Annotated in this window: 17 protein-coding genes; 6 read left to right on the plus strand and 11 right to left on the minus strand. The window is 64.3% G+C overall.

What is annotated here, in order from left to right:
- Positions 1-46 precede the first annotated feature (46 nt).
- From AC10QF_RS09905 to AC10QF_RS09950, 10 genes are all read right to left on the minus strand, one after another.
- Complete coding sequence (locus AC10QF_RS09905; protein WP_005417227.1) at positions 47-355, minus strand: VirB3 family type IV secretion system protein; 309 nt, start codon at positions 353-355, stop codon at positions 47-49.
- Positions 348-752: a TrbC/VirB2 family protein gene (locus AC10QF_RS09910; protein ID WP_005417229.1), complete on the minus strand. Its 405-nt coding sequence runs from the start codon at positions 750-752 to the stop codon at positions 348-350. The genes AC10QF_RS09905 and AC10QF_RS09910 overlap by 8 nt, the downstream gene beginning before the upstream one ends.
- 73 nt (positions 753-825) lie before the next feature.
- Positions 826-1797, minus strand: coding sequence for a lytic transglycosylase domain-containing protein (locus tag AC10QF_RS09915; RefSeq protein WP_494542106.1), 972 nt, complete (start codon positions 1795-1797; stop codon positions 826-828).
- 3 nt (positions 1798-1800) lie between these two features.
- Positions 1801-2844 carry a P-type DNA transfer ATPase VirB11 gene (gene virB11, locus AC10QF_RS09920; protein ID WP_005417233.1) on the minus strand — a complete coding sequence of 348 codons (1044 nt, stop codon included), beginning with the start codon at positions 2842-2844 and terminating at the stop codon, positions 1801-1803.
- A 14-nt stretch (positions 2845-2858) separates the two neighbouring features.
- Entirely contained in the window at positions 2859-4112 is a 1254-nt protein-coding gene (locus AC10QF_RS09925; protein WP_005417235.1) for a TrbI/VirB10 family protein, read from the minus strand.
- Positions 4109-4888: a TrbG/VirB9 family P-type conjugative transfer protein gene (locus tag AC10QF_RS09930; protein ID WP_032954280.1), complete on the minus strand. Its 780-nt coding sequence runs from the start codon at positions 4886-4888 to the stop codon at positions 4109-4111. Before AC10QF_RS09930 ends, AC10QF_RS09925 begins: the two co-directional genes overlap by 4 nt.
- The gene (locus tag AC10QF_RS09935; protein WP_005417242.1) at positions 4885-5940 is read right to left on the minus strand and encodes a VirB8 family type IV secretion system protein; all 1056 of its coding nucleotides are present in this window, start codon (positions 5938-5940) and stop codon (positions 4885-4887) included. Before AC10QF_RS09935 ends, AC10QF_RS09930 begins: the two co-directional genes overlap by 4 nt.
- A gap of 89 nt (positions 5941-6029) precedes the next feature.
- The gene (locus AC10QF_RS09940; RefSeq protein WP_032954281.1) at positions 6030-6476 is read right to left on the minus strand and encodes a hypothetical protein; all 447 of its coding nucleotides are present in this window, start codon (positions 6474-6476) and stop codon (positions 6030-6032) included.
- A gap of 424 nt (positions 6477-6900) precedes the next feature.
- The gene (locus AC10QF_RS09945; RefSeq protein ID WP_494542107.1) at positions 6901-8580 is read right to left on the minus strand and encodes a type IV secretory system conjugative DNA transfer family protein; all 1680 of its coding nucleotides are present in this window, start codon (positions 8578-8580) and stop codon (positions 6901-6903) included.
- Between the two features lie 35 nt (positions 8581-8615).
- Positions 8616-8873, minus strand: a complete 258-nt coding sequence (locus AC10QF_RS09950) for a hypothetical protein (RefSeq protein WP_494542108.1) — start codon at positions 8871-8873, stop codon at positions 8616-8618.
- A 130-nt stretch (positions 8874-9003) separates the two neighbouring features.
- Here AC10QF_RS09950 and AC10QF_RS09955 point away from each other — a divergent pair, with 130 nt between their 5' ends.
- The 6 genes from AC10QF_RS09955 (at position 9004) to AC10QF_RS09980 (ending at position 13997) form a co-directional block, all read left to right on the plus strand.
- Positions 9004-9423: an HD domain-containing protein gene (locus tag AC10QF_RS09955; protein ID WP_111175856.1), complete on the plus strand. Its 420-nt coding sequence runs from the start codon at positions 9004-9006 to the stop codon at positions 9421-9423.
- 127 nt (positions 9424-9550) lie between these two features.
- A complete protein-coding gene (locus AC10QF_RS09960) occupies positions 9551-10762 on the plus strand; it encodes an MFS transporter (RefSeq protein WP_171957356.1) in 1212 nt (403 codons plus the stop codon).
- Positions 10763-10912: 150 nt separating this feature from the next.
- Positions 10913-11182, plus strand: coding sequence for a hypothetical protein (locus AC10QF_RS09965; protein ID WP_005417254.1), 270 nt, complete (start codon positions 10913-10915; stop codon positions 11180-11182).
- 125 nt (positions 11183-11307) lie between these two features.
- Positions 11308-11553, plus strand: coding sequence for a hypothetical protein (locus AC10QF_RS09970; protein ID WP_111175852.1), 246 nt, complete (start codon positions 11308-11310; stop codon positions 11551-11553).
- 113 nt (positions 11554-11666) lie between these two features.
- The gene (locus AC10QF_RS09975; RefSeq protein ID WP_005417258.1) at positions 11667-11915 is read left to right on the plus strand and encodes a hypothetical protein; all 249 of its coding nucleotides are present in this window, start codon (positions 11667-11669) and stop codon (positions 11913-11915) included.
- 378 nt (positions 11916-12293) lie between these two features.
- Entirely contained in the window at positions 12294-13997 is a 1704-nt protein-coding gene (locus AC10QF_RS09980) for an ATP-binding protein (protein WP_494542109.1), read from the plus strand.
- Positions 13998-14005: 8 nt separating this feature from the next.
- Here AC10QF_RS09980 and AC10QF_RS09985 read toward each other — a convergent pair whose 3' ends face one another.
- The gene (locus tag AC10QF_RS09985; RefSeq protein WP_494542110.1) at positions 14006-15529 is read right to left on the minus strand and encodes an FAD-dependent monooxygenase; all 1524 of its coding nucleotides are present in this window, start codon (positions 15527-15529) and stop codon (positions 14006-14008) included.
- Between the last annotated feature and the right edge of the window lie 14 nt (positions 15530-15543).

A 15543-nucleotide genomic window follows, 5' to 3' on the forward strand; every position in this document is an offset into this window, starting at 1 on the left:
TCAACAGACCCGACGGACGCTTGCGCCCGCGGGCCGGATCCGGACCTCAGTCCATTCGGGCCGGTTTGTCGCGGTAATGGTTGGGGTTGAACACCCACATGCCATCGTGTTCCTGCACGTTGCGGACTTTCAGCTTGAACAGCAGGCGCAGGCCCAACAGGCGGAAGATCATTTCGTCACGCTTGGCCATCTGCCGCATGATGAAGACCGCCACCGGAATGGTGAGCAGGAACCAGAAGTTCGTATACATGCTGAGCAGCAGCAACCCACCTGCCACCATGAAGAATGGCAGGTAGGGAACGCCCAGGAACATTGCCGGACGTGTGCAGCCGCGGAAGACGACGTTCTTATGCACTGTAATACTGGACAGCCTGCTGGATCAGCATGGCGGTCTTGCCTTCGCAGGTGCCATAGTCGTCACCCAGCAGCATACGTGCGATCTGGCCAGCGGCACCGATCAGCACGCCACCGATCAGAATCGGGGCCACATCACCAATGCGCTTGTGCGCGAAGGCGATCTGGTAGCCGGCGAAGATGACGGCAATGGTCACCACGGCGATCGAGGCCATGTTCAGCAGACCATTGATGCTGTCGAAGAAGCCACATACCTTCTTCTCGGTGCCACCATAATTGACGCCGCCCTGATTGGCGAAGACCTCCGGAGCGAACAGCGCACCAACAAAGAGGGTGGCCATCAGCAGGGTCTTCAGCGTGCGCTGGGCCTGGACGAGGTCGAGATTGGATCGCTTCATGGATTGATTTCCTTGTTGATGGACTAACACAACTGAATCGGCCAGCCGGGGGACTGGCCGCACCACGACTTCGTCAGAACACGAAGGCCGCATCCCCTGCGGGAATCTGCTGCACCGGTGCGGCCTGCACCGGCGCGTTGTACGAATTGTCGGCACCCGCCACAGGCTGGTTGCGCTCGCTCCAGGGCCGCAGCATCACCGGCCCCTCATTGCTGGCACCGGCAGCACCCGGCAACTGCTGCGGCATGGCCATGGCCTGCGCAGCACCCTGCTGAGGCAGCTGCTGAGGCATGCCACCGGACTGTTGCTGGGGATAGGCGGCCCCTTGGATGGGCTGCATCATCCTGTCCACTGAACCCAGCACCACTTTGGACAGCGCCTGGTCGGCGAGATTCAGCAGACTGCCCCGCGCCATCGCACCGGTGGACGGGTACACGACATAGGCGCGTGCGGGATCTTCCGACGGCACGTACACCGGGCCATTGGATTGAGCAACGATGCGCGCCTGCGCCGGCGAAGCGAGCTGCGGGTGATGCTCGACCTTCACCGCGCGGCGCTCACCCCGACTGACCACGTCGATCGGCGCAACACCATTGCTGGCAACCTGCTGGCCGCGGCGGATCGAGTCGTAGATCTTCTGCACGTAGCCGTGACGGAAGCCGGTCTCGAAGTTGCCCGAGTAGTAACAGCTGAACGACTTGCCCCAGTCACCACCGGAGCGTTTGTAGCACTCGGCGAGAATGCGCGAACCGGCCTGCAGGTTCGGGCACTGCTGGAAGGCCTTCTCGTAGGAATCCAGCCCGTATTTGCCCAGGTTGTAGCGATTGACCTGGGCCAGCCCGATCGAGAAGTTGTAGCCCTTCTCTTCCAGCATGCGCACCGTCGCCAGCGCTTCATCCAACGCCTTGGGCTGGCGCACCAGTGCACCGCCGACCACGCCGATGGCGTAGGGATTGCGCGACGATTCGACGTTGATGACGTGCTGCATCACATCCATCGACACGGCCATCTCCGGGCACGCCATCATTTCCAGTCCTGGCAGCATCCTTCAGCCCTCCTGCCCCTGGGCACGCCCAGGATTGAAGTCGATGCCGGTGATGTAGCGCGAGCCGGCATGCGCCTTGATATGCACGACGATATCGATGGTCATCATCAACAGTCGCTTGATCACGTTGAATTCCAGGCCCGAGCCTTCGGTCGAGGCCTTCACCATCAATGCCAGCTGGTCCCAGGTCTGCTCCGGGCTGCCCGCGTGGCAGCTGGTGATCGACCCCGGGTGGCCGGACGCGCAGTTGCGAATGAAGTAGAACGCCTCGTCACCGCGCAGCTCGGCCAGGATGATGCGTTCGGGCTTCATGCGCAGGCAGGCCTCCATGCAGCTCTTGGCCGTCACATTGCTGGTGCTCTGTCCGCCTTTGGAGTACAACAGGTGCACGACGTTGGGCTGGGTCAGGAACAACTCGCGCGCGTCCTCGATGGTGACCAGGCGCTCATTGTCCGGGATATGGTTGACCAAGGCCTTCATGAAGGTGGTCTTGCCGCTACCGGTCGCACCGGATACCACGATGTTCTTGCGGTACATCACCGCACGCCGGAAGAACTCGGCGTACTCGCGCGAATGGCGCAGCTCCAGCAGCTCGCGATCCTGCTCGCTGATGCTGCCATCACTCTCCAGGATCTGGTTGAAGAAGCCGTCTTCGTGATACTGCGTGAGCGACTTGGTGTGCTTGGACGGCAGACGGATGGTGATCGACACCTTGCCAGCGTCACACGCGGGCGGAATGACGAACTGTGCACGCTGGCCGGTGGGGAACGTGAGCGACACGACCGGATCGGCATCGGTGATGCGCTGGCCGGTGTTGCTCTCGTTCACCACCGCCGTGCAGAACTGCCGGGCCCGCTCGAACGTCAGGCTCGGCACCTCCACCCGCTGCCACCCCGCCCGGGTTTCCAGGTACAGCTCACCGGGACGGTTGATGCAGATTTCCGTCACTTCCGGAGAGGTCATGTACTCGGCGATGCCCAGCACTTCGTACTGATAGCGCAGGAAATCGCTGGAGACGAGGGCGAGGGGTGACACTTCGGCGTCCATGATCGTTCGCTGGGTTACCGGCGGGGATTCAGCACGTTGGTGAAATCAACGTCCTTGGCGACGTAGACATTCACCACGGTGCCCTGGTTGATGGTCACGGTCGGCGGGCGGCGCTCGCTGAGCGCCTCATTGGCAAGTCGCTCCATGGTGCGAGCGGTTGCACTCTCGTAGGGAGAGCGCACGGCAAAGCCGTTGCTGGCGACCGTTGTCGACTCTGGACCGTGCTCGGCTGCGGCGTACTTGAAGGCGTCTGCGATCAGGCTGATCATCAGCGCCGAGGCGATACGGCTGCCCCAGTGCGCACTGTACTGTCCAGGATGGCCTGCCCCGCCCAGGCCATCCGTGCCAGGGCTGGACATGGCCACGTCGATGCCGTTCGGGGTGGTGATGCGATCCCAGATCACTTCCACGCGCTTGCCGATCGGACCACCGCCGTAGGCGCCATAGATCTTGGAGCCCTTCGGCAGCAGCAGGTTACGGCCGTTGATCGAGTACACCGGCTCGGTCAGCAGGCACGAGGTGTAGCCGGCCACGTCGGTGATGATCCGCGTTTCCAGCACGCATCTCAGGTACGTGCCACGAACCAGCAGCGCGTCAGGGCTACGGATATAGGCGGCATTGGAGACATTTTCCACGTCGGGGCCACGGCGGACCTTCTGCGGCTGGGGCTGAGGATTTGCTGCTGCCTGCATGGCAGCGATCATCGCCTGGTTGTAGTCAGAGTTCTGGCTGCCGGACGACGCGCCCGCGTCACCACCCCCTACCCCGGAACCGCTGCCCATGCGCCGGTCCATCAACGTCGGCCCGCGATCTTCGTCTGGCTTGCTCGCCGACGGAAAACCGGGCATAGGCACTTCCTGCTGGGGCGCAGGCGGCAGCATCGGAATCGGATCGGCAACAGCCACCGGCGGCGCCGGATCAGCTGCGGTACCTACGCTCGGCAGCTGTGGTGTCGTCGCACGCGCCTCTTCCCGCGGCTTGTTCTGCTCGGTCGCATCATCCTGCCCCTTGCGGAACAGCAGGAAGCCCATTGCCATCAGCAACAGCACGATGCCACCGAGGAACAGCAGCGCCTTTCGGTTCAGCCGCTGCTCTTCGGCCGAGCGCAACTGCGGCGCGGCCGCATCCAGATCCGGCGCGGGCTCGGCCTGGGTCGTGCCGAAGTAGGGATTCGAAGGCGCGTCCGCGGCACCCTGTGCGCCGTACGGGCTCTGGCTCTCGTCGCGTCCGTTGTTCGGGTCGTTTCCGGGAGTGTTCTGCTGGCTCATTTCTTCACGTTCCTTCGCAGGCCGACGACGAAGTCGCCGTGGCGGATGACCAGGTACGGGTAGGTCCCGTGCACGATCAGCGTATTGCCTTCAACCGTGGTGTTGACCACGAAGTCTTCACCGTATTCCGTTTCACGACCGAACACCGCCGGGAAGATGCCGGTCTTGTACTCCGGCGAATTCGGCAGTTTCAGGTAGGTGAAACGACCATCGTCGTAGGCGTTGACAGGGATCAGCCACCCCATCTTCTTCGCCTTGCTGGTCGAATAGGAGTAGTTGAAGTTGTACTGCCGGTCCTTGGCCAGTTCCGAGCTCAACAACGGCTTGGCCTCTTCCTCGACCGCTTCCTGGGCGACGCCGAACACGGTGTCGTTCGGATAGACGAAGGCGATCTTGTACTGCACGCCCGCGCGACGAGCCTGCTCCAGCTGGCGCCAGTCGGTGGCCACCACCTTCAGTTCGAAGATGTAGGAATGGGTCTCGGTGCGCACCATCATGTTGGTGTCGACGTCGACGTTCTTCGGCTTGAGGTAGAACACGTTCTCGCGGCGGGTCAGTTCCCAGCCGCTGCTGAAGCCGGTGCTGTAGTCGAGGATCTTCTCGTTCGGGCTCAACTCGATCTGGGTGGTCAGGCCCAGGCCGGTGCGAACCGGATAGATGCGGTCCTTCTCGTACTCGTAGTGGTCAACCGCCTGCGCCATCGCCGCTGCTGAGAACAGCAACGACAACATCGACAGCAGCGCCAGCGCGCTTCCCCTGATATTTCGACTACTCATCGGTTGCTTGCTCCATCAGCAGTTCCGGTGGAATTGTTCTGCGCCGGCCTCATGGCCGGCTGTCCGGGCAGGGCCTGCCCCGGCATTGCTTGCCCCTGCACCGGCTGACCCTGCACCGGCTGACCCGGCATGGGTTGACCCTGTACGGGCTGACCCGGCAACTGGCCGTTGGCCGGAGCCGCGACCGGTTGGCCGGTGGCCGGATCGATCATCGTGGCCGCGGCAGGATTATTGGGATCGTAGACACCCTGCGCCTGCTGCGCGGCCTGTGCGGCCTGCTGCGCCTGCGCCTGCATGGCACCGTCATCCGGCACCGGCACGCCACGCGAGTAATCGTTGTCGACGCGGTACTCGGTGACCTGGAACGCCAGCGGATTGAGGATGCGATCCTGTTCGGACAGCGCCAGGTTCTGGTTGTACTCGAAGCGCATCGTCACCAGTTGGTTGTCAAGGTAGCTGGATGCTCCGGTCCGCTTGTCCAACAGGCTGCGCTGGATGCGCACCGACGCACCGCGGAAGCTGCCGTTCGGCTCAGCTCCCAACGGCGTGATGCTGAGAATCTTTACGCGAATGGCTTTTTCGCGGCCATACATCACAAACGGGTTCTGGGGGTTACTTCCCGCGTAGCGCATACGCATGCTCTGAGCAACCGGGCTGCTCGACATCACGAACACCAGTTCCCAGTCACGCAGCCCCATCACCGCCGAGTCGTACGATTCGCGCGCGAGCACGTACTGGGCGACGTTGCTGCGATTGATCGCTTCGTTGGTGGTGATCGTTTCGCCCTGGAAGGTGCCACTCAACCGCGCGACGGTCGCCGTACCGGTGTAGGCATCGGCCATCACCAGGAACGGCACCTTCTCCTTCAGCGGCAGCATGTAGTAGTAGCCACCCGCCAGTGCGAGCGACATCAACAACGAGCCCGTGGCGACCCACCACGCGCGCCGCTCGCTGCGGCGCGCCATGTCGGCCACGGTGATCTCGTAGCTGACCGCCTTGGCGACCGACTGCTCGACCTTGGGACTATTGCCGGGATCCTTCTTGCGGAACATGGATTCTTCCGTACTGCTGAAACATCAATGGGCGTGGCACCCCTGCGACAGGCGCGGGGAGCGGCACGTTCGATGATTTCGAGGTGGACTCAGGTGCCGCTGTTGGAATCAGCGCCCTGCGCCGACGCGGTCGGCGTCGAGCCAGCGCTCTGCACAACGATCTGGTTGCCAACGATGGAGACGGAGATGCCCTGCGCCGCATAGGCTGCGGTCAGATCGATCACGGCCTGCTGTGCGTTGGTGGTGTCGATGTTCGAGACCGCGCCATACAGAGTGAAATCCGAGCTGAGGCGGTAGTCCAGCGTGCGCCCGGAATCCTTGGCCCAACGCTCGAGCATGGCTTTGAGCGTGCCATCCATCGGCGAGGCCTGGTAGACGTAGCTGGAGTACAGCGGAATTTCGGTCGTCGTCGCAGCAAAGCGGTTGACCGGCTTCCAGCGGCCTCCGAAATCCGGAGCGGACTTGGTGGCGCAACCGGCCACCATCAGCGCCGCCACTGCGGCGATGGACATTTTCGCGATAAACGCCTGATTCATACGGGCTTCACTTTGACGTACGAAAAAGCAGTCCCGAGCATTGGTCCCCTGGTCGTCCGGCGCTGCATCGCGCACGCCGGAATCGGAGGGACACGCTGTGTGCAGCGCACCCACTCCGGCTCCCCTGCAGCCCAAAGGCTGCCAACCAGGTCGCGGGGCCATCGGCGCAGCCGACAACACATCCGCATACCTCACCAACGTCGAAACCATCCTTGTTTCCATGGCACAAACTCCTGGCCACCCTGCTGCTACATCTTCGACATCCAGCACACACTTCTGGACGACATGCACAGGGTCGCACAACCACGCGTCAATTCCATGTCAGACAAGTCTGAAAATCCATGAACAAATGCCAAATTCTTGACCGAAATCACGAATTCACATTCTTAACTTCGAATCAAATTCACAAATTAAGCGTCGTGAATTAGACGTTCAGCATCGGAACGTCCACCTTCGGCAGCAGCCTCGAAGTGAAGTAGCGGTCCTTGTAGTAGCGGATCTTGTCGCACTTCACCGGATGCGGTATGCCCTCATACAGGAACACCTCCATGTCCGGCCCCATCGCCTTCAGCTCCTGCGGCAGCATCAGCGCGCGCCGTTCCTCGGTGAAGTTGTGGGTCTTCTCGCGGGCATGGGTGACGTTCTTCTTGCGCACCGTGGTGTAGCCCAGCATGTCCGAATAGTCATTGGCATCCTGTTGCTCACGCGGCGCGTACAGGATCTGCAGGGCATGGTTGGTGATGATGGTGCGTGACACTTCCCGGCCGTAGGTGGCGTCGAGCTGGGACATGCTCTGGATGATCGGCAGCAGGCGGATGTTGTAGCCAGCCATGTAGGACACCGCCGAGGCGATGATCTCCACTTTGCCGATCGAGGTGAATTCGTCCATCAGCAGCAGGCACTGGTACTTCAGGTCCGGGTTGGACTTGGGCAGTTCCTTGGTGTTGAGGTTGATCAGCTGGCTGAAGAACAGGTTGATGATCAGCCGGCTCTCGGCCAGCTTGTTCGGCTGGATGCCGATATAGATGGTCATCTTCTTCTTGCGGACATCGGTCAGCAGGAAGTCGTTGCAGCTGGTGGCCTTGTCCAGCACCGGATTGATCCAGGGATTGAGCGGTTCCTTGAAGGTGCCCAGGATCGAGGCGAAGGTCTCATCGGCCTGCGACAGCATGTTGGCGAACGCCGAACGGGCGTTGGCGCTGAGGAACGGCCGCTCCGACAGGGTCTTGAGGTACTTCTTCAGGTCGGTGCCGTCGCCGGAGGACAGACGGTACACCGCACCGAGCGTGGGGGTGCCGGCGCCGCCCGGGAAACCGCTGCTGCGCTCGTCGTCCCAGTTCTCGAACAGGTACAGGGTGAAGGCCATGAACGCGTTGCGCGCCTGGCTGACCCAGAATTTCTGGTCCTCGACCCCGTCCGGATACAGCATCGCGGCGATGCTCATCAGGTCCGAGACGCGGAAGGCCGGATCATCGGAGACGTAGCTGAGCGGGTTCCAGCGGTGCGTGCGCCGGTCCTCGGCGAAGGGATTGAACAGGTAGATTTCCTGGCCTTGGCTGGCGCGCCAGCCACTGGTCAGGTCGAAGTTCTCCTGCTTGATGTCCAGCACCACCAGCGATTCGCCGTACTCCAGCAGGTTCGGGATGACCACGCCCACGCCCTTGCCCGAGCGGGTCGGCGCGGCCAGGATCACGAACTGCTGGCCATCCAGGCGCACCAGCTTGCCGCCATGGCTGCCGACCACGATGCTCTGGCCGGTCTTCTTGAACATGCCGTGCTTGGCCAGGTCGGCGCCGGTGGCGAAGCGCGCATCGCCGTGCAGCGAGCGCTTGTCCTTCTTCAGCAGCAGCACCAGGCCGGCCACCAGCAGCACCAGCAGGGGCAGGCCGAAGCCCACGTAGCCAGCCCATTTGATCTTGCCCACGAAGGGCGCGACCTGCGGTTGGCCGATGGCGTGGACGTACTGGTAGTAGGTGTTCCAGGTGAACAGCTGGGTGTCCAGCCCCAGGAACAGCAGGGTCAGATAGCCGGAAAACACGAAACCGAGCAGCAGGGTCGCCAGCGTGATGATGGCGATGAGCAGATACTTCTTACTGGGCAACACCCGAATCCTCCATGATGCGCACGCGGCGCGACGGCCTAGCGGTGGCGCCAGCGCGACGCCTTCTTCCGCAGGTGGTTCTCGTTTTCCAGCCCGGACTCCTCGCCCTCTTCACGCACCAGTTGCAGCAAGCGTTGGCGCGCTTCGGCCAGTGATATCAGGTCGGTCAGACGATCCCCATCGTCGGCGACGACCGCATGGCCGACCACATCGCCGGGAGCGTACACCGGCTCGTAGGACACCGCTACCAGCTGATAGCGTCCACGGGTTTCCAGCACATGCCTGAATTCCTGCATCGCACTCCTCCTTGTCGGGGCAACACTGCGTCCCCTGCCTCGGCATCATGCCCGTGGCAGCGTCATGGGCGCATCCACAACCGCTGCGGCTTTTGCGCGAAACTGTGCGCGGATATCCAAGGAGACTGCAATGGACTGGGTAGCACTTGCCCGTACGCTGGCCACCGAGGCCCACGCGGGGCAGATCGACAAGGCCGGCCAGCCTTATATCGGCCATGTGGCGCGGGTGGCGGCCGCCGTGCGCGGCGACGATGACGCCGAAGTGGTGGCCTGGCTGCATGACGTGGCCGAGGACTGCCCGGCGTTTGCCGCGCGGATCGAGGTATTCCCTGCGCCGCTGCGCGAGGCGGTGCAACTGCTCAACCGCGATGCAGCTCCTGACGCGGACAGCTACTACGCGCGCATTGCCGCCCACCCGCTTGCATTGAAAGTGAAGCGCGCCGATCTGGATGACAACGCCGATCCACAGCGGCTGGCGATGCTGGACGGGACCACGGCAGGGCGCCTTCGCGACAAATACGCTCATGCCCGGGTGGCGCTGGGCATCTGAGCCGGCCGCGAGGCGGCGCGGAGGGCCGGCGTGTCACCGATCAAACGCTGATTTACCCTGAGTGCTGCTGCTCCTGTTGCAGTGCAGCAGTACAATGGACGGCTCCCCCGCCCCATCGCGCCTCCGCATGAGCCCCAACTCTTCCCTGGCTGCGCGTCTGACGCCCCGCCAGCGCACCCTGATCATCCTCGCCCTGTCGCTGGGTGGATTTGCCATCGGCACCAGCGAATTCGCCAGCATGGGGCTGATGCTGGAGATCAGCCGCGGCCTGTCGATTTCCGAAACCCAGGTCGGGCACCTGATCAGCGCCTACGCCATCGGCGTGGTGGTCGGTGCCCCGATCCTCGCCTTCGTGGGTGCCAGCTTCCCGCGCCGCAAGCTGCTGTTGGCGCTGATGGGCTTCTACGCGATCGGCAACCTGGCCAGCGCGCTGGCACCGAATTACGGCACGATGCTGGTGGCACGCTTCGTCGCCGGCCTGCCGCATGGCGCCTACTTCGGCGTTGCGATGCTGGTGGCCGCTGCGATCAGCCCTGCCGGCCAGCGCGGCCAGGCGATGTCGCGGGTGCTGCTGGGCCTGTCGATCGCGATCCTGGTCGGCAATCCGTTGACCACCTGGCTGGGCCAGCAGTTGAGCTGGCGCACCGCCTTTGCCCTGGTCAGCGTGCTGGCCATTGCCACGGTGGCGATGATCGCGCGCTTCCTGCTGCCGGACCCGGACGAAGTGCGTACCTCGCCGATGCGCGAACTGCGCGCCTTCAACACTCCCCAGGTGTGGCTGGCGCTGGCGATCGGTGCGGTCGGCTTCGCCGGCATGTTCTGCGTGTTCACCTACCTCGCACCCACCCTCGTGCAGGTCACCGGCGTGGCCGAATCGTGGATGCCGCTGGCAGTAGGCGTGTTCGGCATCGGCGCGATCATCGGCAACATCGCCGGTGGCTGGCTGGTGGACAAGTTCCATTTCAAGGCCGCCGCCGTGGTGCTGCTGTGGTCGATCGTGATGCTGCTGCTGTATCCGCTGGCCGCACAGTCGGTGTGGACCATCGGCCCGATGATCATCACGGTCGGCACCATGGGTGCGCTGGCGGCGGTGCTGCAGACGCGCCTGATGGACGTGGCCGGCGAAGCGCAGACGCTGGCGGCGGCCTCCAATCACGCCGCCTTCAATACCGCCAACGCACTCGGCCCGTGGCTGGGCGGCATGGCGATCAGCGCCGGCTTCAGCCCGGCCAGTACCGGCTATGTCGGTGCAGCCACCGCGATCGGCGGCCTGCTGCTATGGTGCGTGGCGGTGATGCTGGACAAGAAGCGCAACCCGCCCGTCGCCGTCACCCACTGAAGAACGGACGTCCAACCACCGCATCCACAGGTCAACCGTTCGACTGAGCCGGCTTCGTCGCGCTCCTGACGCGCGATGAACACATTTCGTGGATGTGCATTTGGGCACAGTGCAGCCGACGCCGTTTTCTCGGCCTGCACCGGACCCGCAATGCACCACCCTCGCGCCCCTGCCCGCCACGATGCCATCGCCTTGCAGGCCGGCATGCTGGGCAGCGTGTTGGGGGTGGCGTTGTCCAAGGCCATCGCCTTGTCCGCGTTGGCAGCCGATTCGATGATGGGGATCGGGCTGTGGGTGGTGGCCTGCGCACTGCTGGCTGCCTGGGCGCTCGCAGCCTATCTGGCCTGCCTGGCGCTGAGCCGTCGTGTGTTCGTGCTGATGGTGGCGCTGTGCATGGTGCTGATGATCTGCATCGCCTGACCCAGCAGGGGCCGGACTATCGCGCATTTGTTACAGGAATAACAAGTGCAATGGGTCCGATTGTGCATGCCCGGCGTCACGGATTTGAATTCCATGACCATCCTGGCATTACCCGAGGCCACCCCATGAACCTGCAGCCTTCATTCCGCGCCACCCTCACTGCCATCGCTCTGGCGTCGCTCAGCGCCTGCGCCACCTACGACGACAGCGCCATGCATCCGACCTGCCAGGAGTCACCCCATCTGAAGGATCTGCCCCGCGAGGTCGCTGCCCGCGAGAGCCGCTGCAACAAGGGTGTGGAAGTGTGGTCGAGCGGGCGCGGCGGCAGTGACAAGCCACTGGACCTGAGCGGAAAGAAAAAGGATCTCTGAAATGGGGCGCTGCCGGTTGCCGCGGCTGTCTTGATCATGTCCATGCACCTGGCTGACTGGCCCATCACAACCGGCGCGCGACGATGAGGTCTCCCCACCCTGTCGAGATTCAGATGCCGGACACTGCCCACCCTGTCATTCGCGCGTTCGAGGCCGTGTTCGATCTGTCAGGGGGCGTGCAGCGCATCACCGCGCTCACGGTCACCTGCCGGCATTGCACATCGACCAGTTCGGCCAGTGAGGACAATCTGGTGCACTTGCCAGGTGGAGCATTGTTCCGCTGCGACGGGTGCGGCTGCCATCAACCGGTCAGCCATGCCCGTCTGTCGGACTGGCAACCGGCGTCGTTGCTGGGTATCTGAGGACCGCGACGTGATAATGACTGTGGAACAGCGGAAAATACTCCAGGCCATCGCCGCTGCAGAACCGGTGCGCGGTGATGCCGCAACGTGGGCGGTGACCGCCGGATGGGCGGTACAGGCAGAGGACGGGGATATCGATCTCACCGAGGCTGGCCGGGATGCGCTCACCGCGCAGGCAGGTCGTGAGGGCTAGACCCGCCGCTCAGGCCAGCTTCGCCTCCCTTCGCGCTGCGCCGCGATAGCGGCAACCTGCGGAACAAAGGGTGCATCCCTGCCACGTCGACGGCGAAGTGGCGAGGCCTTTCATGTCGGCGGTGTGCAGAGCGTCATGACATGCGCTCGGCTATGCTGCGCCACCTTCCTGCGCCAATGGCGGCCATGCATCCTTTTCCCCTGCCAGTCTCTGCACCTGATCAGCTCGCTTACCGACTGCTGCAGGACAGTGACTGGGCCCGCTCGGCCACTGCCGCAAGCGCACCCGCCGAACTTCGCACGTTGCTGGCGATGATCCTGGATTCGCCAGAACCCCTGTGGCTTGCCTGGGGCAAGGAAGACAAGGCGTTCTTCTTCAATGATGCCTACCTGCCCATGCTGGGGGAAAAACTGCACGGCGCGATGGGCAATCGCCTGGAGGGCGTCTGGGCGGACGTATGGCCAGACGTGGTGCAGGCCGTCAACGATGCCTTCGCCGGCACCAGCCGCAGCTTCAAGAACCTCCCGTTGATGATGGATCGCGACGGCACGCCGCGTGAAACATTCTGGACGTTCTCCTATTCGCCGCTGCGTGTCGGCTGCGGCAGTGTGGCGGGCATCCTGTGCGTGGTCAGCGAGCAGACCGAACGGGTGATCGAGCGCGATCTGCACAGCCGCCAGGTCGCGGCGATCACCGAGCAGGCGCGGGAGGCCCATCTGGAACTGGTGCGCGCCCGCGAGCAGCTGCGCCAGTCGCAGAAGCTGGAGGCGATCGGCCAGCTCACCGGCGGGGTGGCCCACGACTTCAACAACCTGCTGCAGGTCATCACCGGTTCGGTAGACATGCTCCTGCACACGTGGCCGGCGGAGGACACCCGGCGCCGCTACATCCAGGCCATTGCAACAGCGTCGGACCGCGCCACCAAGCTGACCGCGCAACTGCTTGCATTCTCGCGTCGCCAGAGCCTGTCGCCGGAGGTCTTCGACCTCTGCGAAAGCGTGCACGCGCTCTCGGATATCATCACCACGGTACTTGGCGCGCGCATCCAGGTGTCGTTGACATTGCCCGATACACCGATGCCGGTACTGCTGGACCGGACCCAGCTGGACACTGCCTTGATCAACATCGCGGTCAATGCCCGCGATGCAATCAACGGACACGGCCGGGTGACCATCGAAGTGGAACGGGTCACCGCGGTGCCTTCGGTGCGCTTCGCCGCGCCGATGAAGGGCGACTTTGCCGCAATCAGTGTGACCGACACCGGAGCGGGCATCGACCCTGCGGTGGTTGACCGCATTTTCGAGCCCTTCTTCACCACCAAGAGCGTGGGCGCTGGGACCGGGCTCGGTCTCAGCCAGGTATTCGGCTTCGTCAAGCAGTCAGAAGGCGAGGTGGACGTGCAGAGCCAGGCCGGCGCCGGTACCCGCTTTACGCTGTATCTGCCGCTGGCGCAGGCAGGAGAAACGACGGAACGGCCGGCGGCGCAATCGGGGCTGCAGCATGGGCATGGCGTCTGCGTGCTGGTGGTGGAAGACAACGTCGACGTGGCCGAATTTGCGGTGGGCGCCCTGCGCGAACTCGACTACAGCGTGGTCCTTGCACGCAATGCGGACGAGGCCCTGGCCGAGCTGGAACGGGATGCCGCGCGCTTCCATGTGGTGTTCAGCGACGTGGTAATGCCGGGCATGAACGGCCTGGATCTGGCCCGTGCCATCCGCGCCCGCTTCCCGGAGCTTCCGGTGATCCTCACCAGCGGCTACAGCGAATTGCTGGCGCGGGATCCTGGCCATGGCTTCACCCTGCTGCGCAAGCCGTACTCATTGAAGCAGCTGGCCTCGGTGATGACCGAGACCGCGCGCCGCGCGCTGGCTGTGATGGCATCGCCCTAGCCGGTCGCTCACCACGGCAAACCGAACCAGCGTTCCAGCGAAGACTCCAGCCCCGACGTGTCGCCGCCAGCATCGCAGGCCCAGGCCACAATACCGTCAGGGCGGACCAGCAACGCACCCAGTCCCATCGTATCGCGCGCCGTGGATATCACGCAGGGAACCGAGCGTTGCCAGCGCGCAAAGATCGGGCCGAGTGAAACGCCGGTATCGAGCCCCAGCAGCACGCCCTTCCCTGCGCGCAGCAGCTCCCCCATGCGATCGCCATTGGCCAGCTGGACGTCAGGCACGCTTTGGCCAACCCACGGATGCTCGCCGTTGAACACCGGTGGTTGTGCCACGCCCCACAACCGCTCAGCGAGATAGGTGGCACCGTCGCGGGTCGCGGCCAGGTCGGCGAAGACCGCCGCCAGCGCGCGCTGCCCTGGGCCTGGTCGCATCAACGCCACCTGCGCACGCGACCAGTCGAGCACCCGCGCGCCGATCGGATGGCGCTCCGCCTGATAGCTGTCCAGCAGCGTCTCGGCGGCGTCGCCTCGCGCCACGGCGGCCAGCTTCCACCCCAGGTTCATCGCATCGCCGATGCCGAGATTCAGGCCCTGCCCTCCCAGCGGCGAATGCATGTGCGCCGCATCACCAGCCAACAGCACGCGGCCGCTGCGATAGGCCGTGGCCTGGCGCGCGGCATCGGTCCATGTGGTGGCCAGATGCAACGCGGTGATCGTTGCCTGGCGCCCGGACACCCGCCGCAGCAACGCCTGGGCGGCGTGCAGGTCCAGTGGCCCGCGGTGGCCTGCGCCACCGTCGAAATCGGCCAGCGCCAGCACGCCCGGCGGGTTGAAATTGCACATGCCGTATTCGGTGAACTGACGCCCCGGGGTGAGCACCGACGGATCGGCAAGTTCAACCTGCAGCGTGTACCCGGTGAACTCGGGCGCCGTCCCTGCGAACTCGAAGCCGGAGTGCTTGCGTACCGTGCTGCGGGCGCCATCGCAACCGACCAGCCATCGGCCCCGCATCAGCCCGCGACCGGTCTGCACCTGCATCTGTGCGTCGTGTGCCTGCACTGCCTGCACCGAACAGCCACGCTCGATCTGCACACCCAGCGACACTACGCGCTCGGCCAGCACCGTCTCCAGCGACTGCAGCTCCACCGCCATCTGGGTGGGTACCGGGGTCGGCAGGCGATCACGCCAGCGTCCGCTGTCCACGTCATCCAGCGCGAACGGAATGCCGGCGAAGTGGCCTCCCAGCGGCCGCGGTTGTGCCAGCCAATGGGCGGTGCCGGGCGGCGGTGCGCCCTTGTCCGGCTTCAGCACCTGGCGGGCTGCGACCGCGTCCAGCAGGCCGCGCCGATCCAGCGCTTCCAACGTGGGCGCGTTCAAGCCGCGCAGGCCGAATGGCAGGCGCTTCAGGGCTGAATCGGGCGACTCAGCCTGCTCCAGCAGCAGGACCGAACAGCCGGCCTGGGCCAGCTCGCAGGACAGGAACAAGCCGACCGGGCCGGCCCCGGCAATGACAACGTCGTACAGCATCAGGTTCCCCGGTC

The sequence above is a fragment of the Stenotrophomonas maltophilia complex sp. Om-AH-Sm3 genome, from assembly GCF_059337855.1.